The 14,837-nt window shown below is 71.2% G+C and carries 10 protein-coding genes and 1 pseudogene; 3 read left to right on the top strand and 8 right to left on the bottom strand.

What is annotated here, in order from left to right; all coding sequences use genetic code 11:
- Positions 1-100 precede the first annotated feature (100 nt).
- Together AB0G11_RS08265 and AB0G11_RS08260 are read left to right on the top strand one after the other, a co-directional pair.
- A complete protein-coding gene (locus tag AB0G11_RS08265) occupies positions 101-1,177 on the top strand; it encodes a CapA family protein (RefSeq protein ID WP_219509580.1) in 1,077 nt (358 codons plus the stop codon).
- A gap of 70 nt (positions 1,178-1,247) precedes the next feature.
- A complete protein-coding gene (locus tag AB0G11_RS08260; RefSeq protein ID WP_308125974.1) occupies positions 1,248-1,910 on the top strand; it encodes a TetR family transcriptional regulator in 663 nt (220 codons plus the stop codon).
- 4 nt (positions 1,911-1,914) lie between these two features.
- Here the strand turns inward: AB0G11_RS08260 and AB0G11_RS08255 are convergent, their stop codons facing one another.
- A complete protein-coding gene (locus AB0G11_RS08255; protein WP_357584721.1) occupies positions 1,915-2,211 on the bottom strand; it encodes a hypothetical protein in 297 nt (98 codons plus the stop codon).
- A 162-nt stretch (positions 2,212-2,373) separates the two neighbouring features.
- Here AB0G11_RS08255 and AB0G11_RS08250 point away from each other — a divergent pair, with 162 nt between their 5' ends.
- A complete protein-coding gene (locus AB0G11_RS08250; RefSeq protein ID WP_308125975.1) occupies positions 2,374-2,904 on the top strand; it encodes a tetratricopeptide repeat protein in 531 nt (176 codons plus the stop codon).
- Positions 2,905-3,283: 379 nt separating this feature from the next.
- On the opposite strand, the gene AB0G11_RS08245 is transcribed toward AB0G11_RS08250, so the two are convergent.
- The 7 genes and pseudogenes from AB0G11_RS08245 to AB0G11_RS08215 form a co-directional block, all read right to left on the bottom strand.
- Complete coding sequence (locus tag AB0G11_RS08245) at positions 3,284-3,922, bottom strand: hypothetical protein (RefSeq protein WP_219509582.1); 639 nt, start codon at positions 3,920-3,922, stop codon at positions 3,284-3,286.
- A gap of 219 nt (positions 3,923-4,141) precedes the next feature.
- On the bottom strand, positions 4,142-6,712 hold the full coding sequence (gene clpB / locus AB0G11_RS08240) for an ATP-dependent chaperone ClpB (protein ID WP_219509583.1): 2,571 nt from the start codon (positions 6,710-6,712) through the stop codon (positions 4,142-4,144).
- A gap of 54 nt (positions 6,713-6,766) precedes the next feature.
- Positions 6,767-7,069, bottom strand: a pseudogene (locus AB0G11_RS08235) (helix-turn-helix transcriptional regulator); the annotation flags it as partial.
- Between the two features lie 3 nt (positions 7,070-7,072).
- A complete protein-coding gene (dnaJ, locus tag AB0G11_RS08230; protein WP_219509584.1) occupies positions 7,073-8,251 on the bottom strand; it encodes a molecular chaperone DnaJ in 1,179 nt (392 codons plus the stop codon).
- A 19-nt stretch (positions 8,252-8,270) separates the two neighbouring features.
- A complete protein-coding gene (grpE, locus tag AB0G11_RS08225) occupies positions 8,271-8,885 on the bottom strand; it encodes a nucleotide exchange factor GrpE (protein ID WP_219509585.1) in 615 nt (204 codons plus the stop codon).
- Positions 8,886-8,892: 7 nt separating this feature from the next.
- The gene (gene dnaK, locus AB0G11_RS08220; protein WP_219509586.1) at positions 8,893-10,761 is read right to left on the bottom strand and encodes a molecular chaperone DnaK; all 1,869 of its coding nucleotides are present in this window, start codon (positions 10,759-10,761) and stop codon (positions 8,893-8,895) included.
- Between the two features lie 170 nt (positions 10,762-10,931).
- Positions 10,932-14,729, bottom strand: coding sequence for a LamG-like jellyroll fold domain-containing protein (locus tag AB0G11_RS08215; RefSeq protein WP_357584719.1), 3,798 nt, complete (start codon positions 14,727-14,729; stop codon positions 10,932-10,934).
- Positions 14,730-14,837: the final 108 nt, after the last annotated feature.

Below are 14,837 nucleotides of genomic sequence, written 5' to 3'. Positions count from 1 at the left end.
GTCACGGTCTGCTCTCGACTGGGATGCCGAGCCGCGCGGGGAACATCCGCACATGGCATGCTCATCCCTGAAAGTCTGAATCGAGCGGAAATGGCGACCGATGAACCTCCCCCGCGTCCTCCCGGCGTTAGCCGTCGTCGTCGCGTCCCTCGTCGCCTGCTCATCAGCCGAACCCGCCGCCCCCGGACGTGAGCAGCTCGCGGGCAAGACGTCCGCCGAGCCGACCGCTCCCCCCAAGCCGCAGCGCAAGCCGTATACCATCGCCTTCGGCGGGGACGTGCACTTCGAGGGCATCCTCAGGCCGCGGCTGAACGACCCCCGCACCGCCCTCGGCCCCATCGCCAAGGTGCTGCGCAAGGCCGACCTGGCCATGGTCAACCTGGAGACGGCGATCACCACCGGCGGCACCCCCGCCCCCGGCAAGCAGTTCACCTTCCGCGCCCCGGCCAGCGCGCTCACCGCGCTCAAGGCCGCCGGCGTGGACGTGGCGTCGATGGCCAACAACCACGGCATGGACTACATGGACAGCGGCCTCCAGGACTCGCTGGCCGCCGTCAAGCGGTCGAGGTTCCCCGTCGTCGGCATCGGCGCCGACGAGGCCCAGGCGTACAAGCCGTACCGGAAGGTCGTCAACGGCAACCGCGTGTCGATCATCGGCGCGACGCAGGTGCTCGACGACGAGTTCATCCAGGCGTGGACGGCCACGCCGGACAAGGGCGGGCTGGCCTCCGCGAAGAACGAGCCCCGCCTGATCAAGGCGGTACGGCAGGCGCGCCGCAACTCCGACACCGTGATCGTCCACCTGCACTGGGGCACCGAGATGCAGAAGTGCCCCAACCAGGCGCAGCTCTCCCTCGCCCCCAAGCTGATCAAGGCGGGCGCCGACGTGATCGTCGGCGGGCACGCGCACATCCTGCTCGGCTCCGGCTACCTGGACAACGCCTACGTCAGCTACGGGCTCGGCAACTTCGTCTTCTACAACTCCAACCCGGCCACCACCGGCCGGACCGGCGTGCTCACGCTGACGATCAACGGCCGCAAGGTGCTCAAGGACTCCTGGACCCCCGCCACCATCCAGGGCGGCGTCCCGGTGCCCATGACCGGCACCGCGCGGACCGGCGCCATCGCCGACTGGAAGGCCCTGCGCTCCTGCGCCGGGCTGTCCGCCGAACGCTGACGGGACCGGCCCCCAGGAAATCCGCAGAATCGCAGGTAACGATCGGCCCCATGGGGGGAAGATGTTTCCTGTGTCCTCGCCGCTAGCAGAAGATGACTGTGCGTCACCGAAGCCGCTGCGCCGCCAGCCCACCCAGCGCCGCAGCGCCCGCCGGGTCGAGCGGATGCTCGACGCCTGTGCCGAGCTCCTCGACGAGATCGGCTACGAGGCCCTGTCGACGACCCGCATCGCCGAACGGGCCGGGGTCGCGATCGGCTCCGTCTACCAGTTCTTCCCCGACAAGCGCGCCATCACCCAGGAGCTCACCCGGCGCAACGTGGAGCAGTTCGTCACGAGGGTCGGGCGCAGGTTCATGGAGGAGGACTACCGGGGCTGGTGGGAGGCCGTCGAGGCGATCATCGACGAGTACGTCTCCATGCACCGGTCCGTCGCCGGCTTCAAGAGCCTCCACTTCGGCGACGTCGTCGACCTCAACCTGCTCGACTCCGACTCCGACAACAACACCGTGATCGCCGGGCGGCTGCGCGGGCTGCTGCTCAAGGAGTTCGGGCTGGCCGACAGCCACCAGCTCGACGTGGCCGTCCTGGTCGCCGTCGAGGCCGGTGACGCCGTGCTCAAGCTCGCCTTCCGGCGCGACCCCGACGGCTCACCGGAGATCATCGAAGCCGCGAAACAGCTCGTCTGCGGCTTCCTGTCCCGCCAGCTCGCCTCCTGGGCCCGGCAGGCCGGCTGACCCGTCAGCCGTGCCCCGGACGATCGGCGACCGCCGGCCGGCCCTGACCCTTCAGCGCTTCCAGCAACTCCGGCAGCCAGTCAGGACGCCGGCCCGGCAGGTCGCACGGCGCCGGGAACGACACCGGACGGACGTGACGCGCCTGCCGGGCGTCGAGCCTCGCCTCCAGCGCCCGCAGGTTGCGCTCCGCCGACTCGATCGCCTCCAGCCGGGCCGACAGGTAGCCGGACACCCCCGGCACCAGCGCCGACAGCACCACGGCACAGGCCAACGTGAAGGTCAACTGCCTGGACCTGCCCATCGTCAGCCCCTTCCGTCGCGGAGGCACACTCCGTACCTGCCCGTTGACGTGCGGTGATACGCACGGCATGGGCAGCCTTGGCCAACGCGTTGCCATAGCCGATCGTCATCCGCGATACGCATTGACCGGGCGAAACCGCAGCGCGCTCGGTAGTCTCGCGTTGTGGCGCATGTGACCCGTGAGCACCTTGATCGCCTGCTCGAGCAGGCGCTGCTGGCCGACGACCACAGCTCGCTGGCCAGGCGGCTGTACGACGTGGCGCTCAGCTATTCCACCGGCGACGTTTCCAGGGCGTCCATCCTGGTTCAAGCCGCCGAGGAGTGGAGAGCCGCCGGGCAGCCCGCGCGTGCCCTGGAATGCTTCCAGCGCGCGCTCGAAGACGGCGGCGAGGTCAGCTTCGACCCGCGTGCCGGCATCGCCGACACGCTGTTCGAGCTCGACCGGCACGACGAGGCCAGGGAGGTCATCGAGACGATCCGCGCCGAAGGAGCCGCCTCGGCGGCCACCGCCCACACCGTCGCCGAGACCCTGGTCGCCTACGGTGACCTCCAGGGCGGGCTCGAATGGGTGACCCAGGCGGTGCTGGCCTGTGACGAGGACGACCCGGAGCACAAGGCGATGCTCCGCACCCGCTACCGCATCCGGGTCGACCTCGGCCTGCCGGAAGACGACCTCGACGCCCTGATCTCCTGACCCCGCCCGGGGCCGACGCCCTCCGCGAGGAGGGAGCCGCCCCCGGCCGTGGCCATCTGCGAGCGGCCTCCCGGGGGCGACCTGCGCGGCGCCGCGCTGCCCCCTGCCCGCCGACGCCCCGCAAGACGGGCCGGCGCCCCGCAAGACGCGCCGAGAGCCGGTAAGACGGGCCGACGCCCCGCCGTCCTTCGTTGCCCTCGCCGTCCTGCGCTGGGCCCTGTCGGGCGCGTACGTGCTGAGGGGCCGCGACGGCGGGGTCGCGGCCCCTCAGGGGACCGTGGGCGGGTGGCGCGGCCCGCGCCACGGTTCGCGGGGGGCGTGCTCCCGGGGCGCCGCGCCGGTGCGGTCGGTGGGCGGCCGGGGAAGGCAGGCCCGGTGGTCAGCTCAGGTCGAGGGCGTCCAGCAGGCCCGTGAGGGAGGTGTGCGCGTCCGGGAGCCGGGTGGCGTCGTTGATGCCGCCGACGGCCGCCGGGACCTGCGGCAGCATCTTGTTGACGAGCTCGTCCTTGAGCTTGTTGACCGGCTGGGGCAGGTTGAGGGGCGCCTTGAAGCCCTCGGCGGCGACCTTGGCGGGGTCGGGCAGCTTGCCGACGCTGGCGCCGACGGGCAGGTCGCGGATGCCGGGGATGGTGGGCAGGTTGGGCAGGTCCGGCACTTCGGGCAGCCGGGTGAGGCTGGGCAGCGCGCCGGAGAGGGGGACGCCCTGGGAGAGCGCGGGCATGGCGGAGGAGGCGGCGAAGCCGCCGAGGTCGGAGAGGCCCATGGCGCGGACGGAGCCGAGACCGGTCAGGCCGATGCGCTGGGCGAGCCGGGCGGCGCTGTGGGCCAGGCGGGAGGTCTCGGACTCGACGAGCTCGGCGGTGCCGGTGGGGTCGTCCACCCCGAACCGGGTGACGCCGTCGCACATCGTGGTGACGGTTCGCTGGGCGCGTACGGTCGCCGACCGCTCTTGGCACGGAGCGGCAGCCTCGGCGGCGCCCGCCCCCAGCCAGGTGACCCCCGCGGTCAGAGTGACCATGGCAAGGATGCTTCGGATGCTCCGAGATGACATTTCACGTCCCCCTGATCGTGCTCGGTGATCTGACGAACGCTGAAGCTAGCCAGGCCCGCGGCACGGGGTGGGCGGCTTGCCCGAAGGCTGGGCCGATCCTTACGCACGCGGGGCGCCGATGACCGGGGCGTGGAACGCGTGCGCCCGGGGGCCGACCGGCCTCCGGGCGCTGCGTGCGGGCTGTGGTCAGCCGCGCTGGACGGTGAGCTCGTCGTCGCCGAGATCGACGAGGACCTTGTCGCCGTCGACGACGTCACCGGCGAGCACGGCCCTGGCGAGCTTGTCGCCGATGGCCGACTGGACGAGCCGGCGCAGCGGCCGGGCGCCGTACAGCGGGTCGTAGCCGGTGAGCGCCAGCCATTCGCGGGCCGCCGGGGTGACGTCCAGGACGAGCCTGCGGTCGGCCAGGCGGCGGGCGAGCCGGTCGACCTGAAGGTCGACGATCCTCGTCAGCTCTTCGGAGCCGAGCGCGTCGAACAGGATGACGTCGTCGAGCCGGTTGAGGAACTCCGGCTTGAACGCGGCCCGTACGGCGGTCATGACGGCCTCGCGCTTGGCGCCGTTCTCGAGCTGGGGGTCGACGAGGAACTGCGAGCCCAGGTTGGAGGTGAGGATCAGGATCGTGTTGCGGAAGTCGACGGTGCGGCCCTGCCCGTCGGTGAGCCGGCCGTCGTCGAGCACCTGGAGCAGCACGTCGAAGACCTCGGGATGGGCCTTCTCCACCTCGTCGAGCAGCACGACCGTGTAGGGGCGCCGCCGGACGGTCTCGGTGAGCTGGCCGCCCTCCTCGTAGCCGACGTAGCCGGGAGGCGCGCCGACGAGCCGGGCGACGCTGTGCTTCTCGGCGTACTCGCTCATGTCGATGCGGGTCATCGCCCGCTCGTCGTCGAACAGGAACTCGGCCAGCGCCTTGGCCAGCTCGGTCTTGCCGACGCCGGTCGGCCCGAGGAACAGGAACGAGCCCGTCGGCCTGTCGGGGTCGGCGATGCCGGCCCGGCTGCGCCTGACGGCGTCGGAGACGGCCTGTACGGCCTGCTGCTGGCCGATCAGGCGCCGGCCCAGCTCTTCCTCCATCCGGAGCAGCTTGGCCGTCTCCGCCTCCAGCAGGCGGCCCGCCGGGATGCCGGTCCAGGACGAGATCACCTCGGCGATGTCGTCGGCCCCGACCTCCTCCTTGACCATGGCGTTGTCGGGCGGCGCGGCCTCGGAGGCGGCCTTGATGGCCTGCTCCAGCCGGGGCACCTCGGCGTACATGATCTTGGACGCGGTCTCGAAGTCGCCGTCGCGCTGGGCCCGCTCGGCGGTGCCGCGCGCCTCGTCGAGCTGCTTCTTCAGCTCGCCGACCTTGTTGAGGCCGGCCTTCTCGTTCTCCCAGCGGCCGACGAGCGCGTTGAGCTCCTCCTGGCGGTCGGCGAGCTCCTGGCGGAGCCGTTCGAGGCGCTGTACGGAGGCGTCGTCGGTCTCCTTGGAGAGCGCGAGCTCCTCCATCTTCATCCGGTCGACGTTGCGCTGGAGCTGGTCGATCTCCACCGGGCGGGAGTCGATCTCCATGCGCAGCCGCGAGGCGGCCTCGTCGACCAGGTCGATGGCCTTGTCGGGCAGGAAGCGGTTGGTGATGTAGCGGTCGGACAGCGCGGCGGCGGCCACGAGGGCGCCGTCGGCGATCTGGACCTGGTGGTGGCCCTCGTAGCGGCCCTTGAGGCCGCGCAGGATCGCGATCGTGTCCTCGACCGTGGGCTCGCCCACGTAGACCTGCTGGAAGCGCCGCTCCAGCGCCGGGTCCTTCTCGATGCGCTCGCGGTATTCGTCGAGCGTCGTGGCGCCGATCATGCGCAGCTCGCCGCGGGCCAGCATCGGCTTGAGCATGTTGCCCGCGTCCATGGCGCCCTCGGCGGCCCCCGCGCCGACGACGGTGTGCAGCTCGTCGATGAACGTGACGATCTGCCCCTCGCTCTCCTTGATCTCGGAGAGCACGGCCTTGAGCCGCTCCTCGAACTCGCCCCGGTATTTGGCGCCGGCCACCATCGCGCCCAGGTCGAGCGAGATGAGCCGCTTGTTGCGCAGCGACTCGGGCACGTCGCCGGCCACGATGCGCTGGGCCAGGCCCTCGACGACGGCGGTCTTGCCGACGCCGGGCTCGCCGATCAGCACCGGGTTGTTCTTGGTGCGGCGGCTGAGCACCTGGACGACGCGGCGGATCTCGGAGTCGCGGCCGATGACCGGGTCGAGCTTGCCCGCGCGGGCGCGCTCGGTCAGGTCGACGCCGTACTTCTGCAGCGCCTGGTAGGTGTCCTCGGGGGTCTCGCTGGTCACGCGGGCGTTGCCCCGTACCTTCTCGAACGCGTCGAGCAGCGCCTGCGGGGTCGCGCCCTGCGCCTTGAGCAGGTCGGCGACCGGGCCGCCGTCGGCCGCGAGGCCGACGAGCAGGTGCTCGGTGGAGACGTAGAGGTCTTCGAGACGGTTGGCGTGCTGGGCGGCGGTGTTCATCACCTTGAGGAGGTGACGGGAGCTCGACGGGGCGCCGACGGTGGCGCCCTGCGCCTTGGGCAGCGTCGCGAGCTGCTCCTCCGCCTTGGCGCGCAGTGTGCGCCAGTCGGCGCCGACGACGTCGAGCAGCGGCACGGCGGTGCCGCCCGTCTGGCCGAGCAGCGTGGTGAGCAGGTGAGCCGGGGCGATCTCGGGGTTGCCCTCGGCGGCGGCGCGCCTCATGGCACCCGCGAGAGCCTCCTGGCTCTTCTGGGTGAGCTTGTAGTCCATTGCTTTCTAGGCCCCCGGTGGCAGCTCGTAGCGGATCAGCGCCCTGACCATCTGCATCTCGGCGCGCAGCCGGTGAACCTCCTCGCGCAGTCGCAGCGCTTCGTTCTCCAGCTCCAGGATCCGCTTGATGCCGGCGAGGTTGATGCCCTCCTCCTGGGAGAGCCGCTGGACCTCGCGCAGCTGGACGATGTCGCGTGTGGAGTAGAGGCGGCCGCGCCCCGCGGTGCGGCCCGGGCACACGAGCCCGAGCCGGTCGTACTGCCGCAGGGTCTGCGGGTGCAGCCCCGACAGCTGCGCGGCCACCGAGATCACGTAGACGGGTGTGTCGTCTGAGAGATCGAAATAGTTGGCGTCCATCGGCTACTCGCTTCTGGCTCTCTGTATGAGATCAGCCCGCGGGTCCTCGGCCGCGGTCGCGGTGTTGAACTCCGTCAGGAGTTCGCGTGACTTGTCGTCCAGCGTCTTGGGCACGACGACCTCGACGCTGGCGAGCAGGTCTCCCTTGGTGCCGTCCTTGCGGGCGGCGCCCCGGCCGCGGACCCGGAACGTGCGCCCGTTGGGCGTGCCCGGCGGGATGCGCAGCGTGACGGGCATGCCCTTGAGGATGGGCACCTTGATCTCGGCGCCCAGAGCGGCCTCGGTGAACGTCACCGGCACGGTGATGGTCAGGTTGTCGCCCGACCTGCCGAACACGGCGTGCGGCTTGACGTGCGTCTGGATGTACAGGTCGCCCGCCGGGCCGCCGTTCTCGCCCGGTGCGCCCTTGCCCTTGAGCTTGACCCGCTGCCCGTCGGCGACCCCCGCGGGGATGCGCGCCTGGATCGTGCGGGTGCTCTTGGCCCGGCCGCTGCCCTCGCACACGGGGCAGGGGTCGTCCACGAGGAGGCCGCGGCCCTTGCAGTCGCGGCAGGGCTCGGAGAAGGCGAAGTTGCCCAGGTTGCGGCTTGCCGCGCCGGTGCCCTCGCAGGTCGGGCAGACCCGCGGGGTGGTGCCGGCCTTGGCCCCCGTGCCGCTGCACCCGGTGCACGCCGCCGAGCTGGTCAGCCGGAGCGAGACCGTGGTGCCCTCGACCGCCTCGGTGAACGAGAGCGTGACCTCGGACTCGATGTCCTGCCCACGCCGCGGCCTGGTCGCGCCGGTGCTGCGGGTGCCCGCGCCGCCCCGGTTGAACAGGCCGCCGAACAGGTCGCTGAAGCGCTCCCCGGCGCCCTGGCCGGGCTGCTGCTGCCCGGCCGTCCCCCCGAACAGGTCGCCGAAGTCGAACGGGAAGCCGCCGCCCGCGCGCTGGCCGCCCACCCCCGACCCGAACAGCGTGCGCGCGTCGTCGTACTCCTTGCGGCGCTTGCTGTCGGACAGGATGTCGTACGCCTCGGAGACCTCCTTGAACTTGGTCTCCTTGGACGGGTCACCCTGGTTGGTGTCGGGGTGATACTGGCGGGCCAGCTTGCGATAGGCCTTCTTGATGTCTTCGGCGCTGGCGGACTTGGGCACACCAAGGACGGCGTAGTAGTCCTTCTCCAGGTAGTCCTTGGTGCTCATCTAACGCCCTTCGTCCTCGTCAGTTGTCTTCGTCATCGGACGCCGAGGGGGCGTCCCCGGGCTCGGCGACCGCGACCCGCGCGGGGCGCAGCACCCGCTCGCCCATGCGGTAGCCCAGCTGCAGCACCTCGACGGCGGTCGGCTCGGTCACCTCCGGCGAGTAGCTGTGCATCAGGGCCTCGTGCACCGTCGGGTCGAAGGGGTCGCCCTTCTGGCCGTAGGGGCTGAGGCCGAGCTTGGTGAGCACCGATTCCAGAGACTCTGCCACCTTCGCGAAGCCTCCGGTGAGCTCACCGTGATCGCGGGCCCGGCCGATGTCGTCGAGCACGGGCAGCAGCTCGGTGAGCACTCCCGCCACGGCCAGCTCGCGGACCGCGACGCGGTCGCGCTCCACCCGGCGGCGGTAGTTGGTGTATTCGGCCTGAAGACGCTGGAGGTCGGCGGTCCGCTCGGCGAGCTGCGCCTGCAGCTCGCCGTCGACCGCGCCGTCCGCGGCGCTTCCGGCGGCCGGCGCGGGCGGCTGCTCGGCCTCCTCGGTCTCCTCGGCCTGCGTCCGCACCTCCCCGGTCTCCGGGTCGATCTTGCGATTGTCGCGGATCACCGGCTCATCGTGCCCGTTGTCACGCGGCGGCATCACTTGATCACTTGTCCTTCTTCGGCTCGTCGTCCACGATCTCGGCCTCGACGACGTCTTCGTCGGCCTTCTGCTCCTGACCAGGGGCGGAGGCGTCCTGCGGGGCGCCCTCGCCGCCGGCGGCCTGCTGGCCCTGGGCGTAGATCGCCGAACCCATCTTCTGGCTGACCGTGGCGAGCTTCTCGGCCGAGGTGCGGATGACGTCGGTGTCGGTGCCCTCCAGAGCCTTCTTCAGCTCGGCGAGCGCGTCGTTGACCTCGGTCTTGATGTCACCGGGGACCTTGTCGTCGTTCTCGCGGAGGAACTTCTCCGTCTGGTAGGCCAGGCCGTCGGCGTTGTTGCGGACCTCGGCCTCCTCGCGGCGCTTCTTGTCCTCCTCGGCGTAGGACTCGGCCTCGCGCATCATCCGCTCGATGTCGTCCTTCGGCAGCGCGGAGCCGCCGGTGATCGTCATCGTCTGCTCCTTGCCCGTGCCCAGGTCCTTGGCGGAGACGTTGACGATGCCGTTGGCGTCGATGTCGAAGGTGACCTCGATCTGCGGGATGCCGCGCGGCGCCGGGGCGATGCCGGTCAGCTCGAACGTGGCCAGCTTCTTGTTGTAGGAAGCGATCTCGCGCTCGCCCTGGTAGACCTGGATCTGCACCGACGGCTGGTTGTCCTCGGCCGTGGTGAAGACCTCGGAGCGCTTGGTCGGGATCGTGGTGTTGCGCTCGATGATCTTGGTGAAGATCCCGCCCTTGGTCTCGATGCCCAGCGACAGCGGGGTCACGTCGAGCAGCAGGACGTCCTTGACCTCGCCCTTGAGCACGCCGGCCTGCAGAGCGGCCCCGATGGCGACGACCTCGTCCGGGTTGACGCCCTTGTTGGGCTCCTTGCCGCCGGTCAGCTCCTTGACGAGCTCGGAGACGGCGGGCATGCGGGTCGAGCCGCCGACGAGCACCACGTGGGCGATGTCGGAGACCTTGATGCCGGCGTCCTTGATGACCTGGTTGAACGGGCCCTTGGTCCGCTCGAGCAGGTCGGCCGTCAGCCGCTGGAACTCGCTGCGGGTGAGCTTCTCGTCCAGGTGCAGCGGGCCCTCGGAGGAGGCCGTGATGTAGGGCAGGTTGATGTTGGTCTCGGACTGGCTGGACAGCTCGATCTTGGCCTTCTCGGCCGCCTCGCGCAGACGCTGGAGCGCCATCTTGTCCTTGGCCAGGTCGACGCCGTGGGCGTTCTGGAAGCGCTTGACGAGCTCGTCGACGACGCGCTGGTCCCAGTCGTCACCACCGAGGTGGTTGTCGCCCGAGGTGGCCTTGACCTCGACGAAGCCGTGGCCGTCCTCCTGACCGACGTCGAGCAGGGACACGTCGAAGGTGCCGCCGCCGAGGTCGAAGACCAGGATCGTCTGGTCCTCCTCCTTGTCGAGCCCGTAGGCCAGGGCGGCCGCGGTCGGCTCGTTGATGATGCGCAGCACGTTGAGGCCCGCGACGGTGCCGGCCTCCTTGGTGGCCTGGCGCTGGGCGTCGTTGAAGTAGGCCGGGACGGTGACCACCGCGTCGGTGATCTTCTCGCCCAGGTAGGCCTCGGCGTCCTGCTTGAGCTTCTGCAGCACGAAGGCGCTGATCTGCTGCGGGGAGAACTTCTTGCCGTCGATCTCCTGGGACCAGTTGGTGCCGATCTCGCGCTTGACCGAGCGGATCGTCCGGTCCACGTTGGTGACGGCCTGCCGCTTGGCGACCTCGCCGACCAGGACCTCGCCGTTCTTCGCGAAGGCGACCACGGACGGCGTGGTCCGCGAGCCCTGCGCGTTGGCGATGACGGTGGGCTCACCGCCCTCGAGGATCGAGACGACGGAGTTGGTCGTCCCAAGGTCGATACCTACCGCACGTGCCATGAGTACGTCCTTGTGGTCAAAGTTGAGTTGGTTGGACTCAACCTACGAATGTGTGCCGTCTTTGTCAAACGACTTGAGCCTACTCGGCTCAACCCCCGGTGCGCGAAAAAGCCCCCGAGTCTCCCGGGAGAGGGGGCGAGGAGGGGACTCCCGGGAGACGGCTCGAGGGCTCAGACGGGCGTGTTCATGTCCGACTGGATCCGGGCGGCGGTCAGGGGCTCGCTGTAGACGCGGACCTCGTCGATCAGGCCGTCGAAGTGCTCGCCCCACAGGCTGTTGCCGCCGATGCGCAGGGCTCCTCCGTCGGCGCGGATCGGCCCTCCGGCGGCCTGCTGGCTCACCTGCGTGCCGTTGACGTACAGCCGCAGCGTGGCGCCGTCGTAGGTGGCGGCCAGGTGGCTCCAGACGCCGAGGGGGAGCGAGGCCGTGCCGCCCGCGCCGACCTCGCCGGTGGTGTGGATGACGGCGTGCGGCCGGTCGGTGTAGCTCCCGGCCGACAGGACGTACGCCAGGTCGCCCGCGTACTCCTTCATGATCACCGTACGCCAGCTCGTCACGGTCGACGGCTTGACCCAGGCTTCCAGCGTCATGCCGGTGGTGAGGCGCAGGCCGGCCGAGTCGGCGACCGTGACCCAGCTCGACGAGCCGTTGAACGACAGCGCCTGGCCGTACCTGCCGGAGGCCGTCCAGGTGGCGTCCTTCAGCGTGCCGGCGTTGCCCAGGCCGGAGGAGTCGGCCGTGGTGGTCCCGGCGCCCTCGTTCATGCCGAGCGCCGCCACCAGGCCCTGGCTGCTGGGCGGCGCGGTGACGGCGGCCGGGTCCTCGGCGGACGGCGTGCTGGTGTTGCCCGCCGCGTCGAAGGCCACCACGCGGTAGTAGTACGTGCCCTCGGCCAGCCCCGGGTCGGTGAACGCGGTGGTCTGCGACGAGCCGACCTGGTTGGCCCCCGAGGGGGTGAAGCCGGAGGTGGCGGAACGATGGACGGTGTAGCCCTCGACGCCCCTGTCGTCTGTGGACGCGGTCCAGGCGAGCTGGGCGTGGCCGGGTCCGCCGGTGGCGGCGAGGGAGCCGGGGGTGCTCGGCGGCGTGGTGTCCGGCTCGGGCGCGGCGCCGATCGGGGTGGTCATGTCGAGCTGGATCTGGGCCGGGGTGAGCGCCCGGTCGTAGATCCTGACCTCGTCGATGAGGCCGTCGAAGAACTCGCCCCACAGGCTGTTGCCGCCGATGCGCAGCACGCCGCCGTCGGTGCGGATCGGGCCGCCCGCGGCGCGCTCGGCGGCCTGCGTGCCGTTGACGTACAGGCGCAGCGTGGCGCCGTCGTAGGTGGCGGCCAGATGGCTCCAGGTGTTCAGCGGGAGCGAGGCCGTGCCGCCCGCGCCGACCTCGCCGGTGGTGTGGATGACGGCGTGCGGCCGGTCGGTGTAGCTCCCGGCCGACAGCGTGTAGGCCAGGTCGGTCCCGTACTGCTTCATGATCACCGTGCGCCAGCTCGTCACCGTCTCCGGCCTGATCCACGCTTCCAGCGTCATGCCGGTGGTGAGGCGCAGGCTGGCCGAGTCGGCGACCGTGACCCAGCTCGACGAGCCGTCGAAGGCCAGCGCCTTGCCGAACTTGCCGGTCGCCGCCCAGGTCGTGTTCGCCGCCGTGCCGGGGTTGCCGGCCGGGGAGGCGTCGCCGACGGCGGTGCCCGAGCCCTCGTTCATCGCGTACGCGGCCACCAGGCCCGCCGGGGAGTGCGAGGTCTCGAACGTCGCCGTGTAGGTGGCCGCCGACGCCGGGGCGGTGATGTTGTGCGTGGCCGCGCCGCCGTCGGACCAGGCGTCGAACGCCTGGTCGCCCTGCGGCGACGGCGCGGTGACGGAGTTGCTCGACCCGGCGATCACGGTCCGGGTGAACGGCGCGATCGTCTGCTCCTGGTTGAACCCGAGCCGCAGCCCCGGCGGGTCCGTCCTGAAGGTCAGCTCGACGGTCCTGGGCTGGAGCAGGACGCTCGCGGTGTCGGTCAGGCCGTGCCCGTCCTCGACGGTGAGCCGCAGCTCCAGGTGCGACGGATACTCGTGGTCGGGGGCCTGGAAGGAGCCGGACGCGCCGGTGTAGCGGGTGATCTCGTGCTCGTGACAGGCGCCGGGGCAGTGGTGCATGATCAGCGTCCAGGTCATGCGGGAGCCGGGGATCGCGCCGTCCTCGGCGTCGGTCCCGGTGCCCGAGAAGCCGATCGTGTCGCCGACCGCCCAGGTCGTGGTGGCCGCCGGGGTGGTGATGGCGGCCGTGGGCGCGCTGTTGCCGACGTTGATGGTGACGGTGGCGTCGCCCTGCCCGCCCTTGCCGTCGTTCACCCGTAACCTGACCTGGTAGGACCCGTTCTGCGCGTAGGTGCGGGACGGGGTGGCGGAGGTCGAGTCGTCCAGCTCGCCGTCGCCGTCGAGGTCCCACGCGTAGGTGAGCGGGTCGCCGTCGGCGTCGCTGGAGCCCGTGCCGGAGAACGTCACGGCCAGCGGGGCCGCGCCGGAGGTCGGTGTCGCGTCGATCACCGCGGTGGGCGGGGCGTTGTCGTAGATGTAGCGCACGACCGCGCCGCCGTCGTGGTCGACGGCGAACAGGTCGCCGTTCGGCCCGCTCTCCAGCTCGACCGTGCCGATCCCGGTGTCGAACGCGGTCACCGTCGCCGGGTCCGGCAGCCCGTTCGCGCCCTCGGTCATCACCCAGACGCACCTGCGGCTGTAGTCGGAGAAGAACAGCGCGCCGTCGTACGCCTGCGGGTAGGGCCCACCTGGGTAGAAGGCGACGCCGCTGGAGGACGACTGGCCGCCGGGGGCGCACGGGTCGCCCGGGTAGAGGCGCTGGCCGTGGTTCCAGGCGAAGTGCGGCTTGGTGTGGGCCGCCGCGCCCTCGGCGTACAGGTTCTCGCACAGGGTCAGGTTGAGCGCGTCGTAGCCGTCCTCGCGGGGCGCGCCCTCGTAGCAGGGCCAGCCGAAGTTGGCCACGCCGCCCGTGGGGTCGGCCACGCGGTTGATCTCCTCGAAGGAGCCCCAGCCGACCTCGCCCGCCCAGATCTCGCCGGTGCCCGGCCGGTTGGTGATGCGGAACGGGTTGCGCAGGCCGTGGGCGACGATCCTGGCCACGTTCGGGTCGGCGGCGCCGGCGTTCGGGTTGCCGGGGGCGGCGGCGCCGGTGTCGGGGTCGATGCGGATGATGCTGCCGGCCAGCGTGGCCGGGTCGCCGCCGGTGCGCACGTCCTGGGAGCGCAGCGCGCCGCCCTCGGCCGCGGGCGGGGTGGGCGAGGTGCCCACCGCCGTCGGCGGGTCGCCGCACGGGTTGTCCGGTACGACGTCCGAACCGGGCAGGTTGTCCTGCCCGTAGTCGGCGAACTGGAAGCTGGCCCCGTCGCCCGCCGAGGCGTAGAGCATGCCGTCGGGGCCGAACTGCAGGTCGCCGATGGAGTGGCTGGGGTACTGCTGGCACCAGTCGGTGATCAGGGGCGTCTCGGCGCCGGTGGGGGAGATGACCGACAGGCGGCCGGTGATGCGGCAGCCGTCCCCGGTCGGGCCGGGCGGCGAGGGGCACTCGTCGAAGTCATCGTTCGCCTGCCCCCAGCGCGGCGCGCCGCCCCCGGGCTCGGCGTCGTAGGAGTAGAGCACGTACACGCGGGGGTCCTGCGGGAAGTCCGGGTGCAGGGCCAGGCCGAGCAGGCCGCGGTCCCAGAAGTCGTGCACCTTGGTGCGCAGGTCGGCGTAGACGGTGGGCGTGGTGTCCGTGAGCGAGTCGAAGACCTTGACGTAGCCGCCCTTCTCGGCCACGAACACCCGCCCGTCAGCGGCGAACTCGACGTTGGTGGGGCTGGTCAGCCCGCTGAAGATCGTCTGTTTCTCGAAGCGTTCCGGCAGGGCCTGCGCGGGCGGCGCGGCCAGCCCGATCAGTCCGGTGCTCATGAGGATGACGGGCAGCAGGGCACGAACGAGCCGCTTCACGGGTTCCCCCAGTCACGCACACCATCACCGGGGCGCCCCCCGCGCCTTAGGTGCCTTGATCGATGTATCGCAACAAATCGATCAAATGTCACTGGGGTTGTCCGCATG

The organism is Nonomuraea sp. NPDC023979, assembly GCF_040639085.1.
GTDB lineage: Bacteria > Actinomycetota > Actinomycetes > Streptosporangiales > Streptosporangiaceae > Nonomuraea > Nonomuraea ceibae.
The sequence above is the reverse complement of the archived record's forward strand: the minus strand, read 5'-3'. Positions and strand labels throughout refer to the sequence as shown.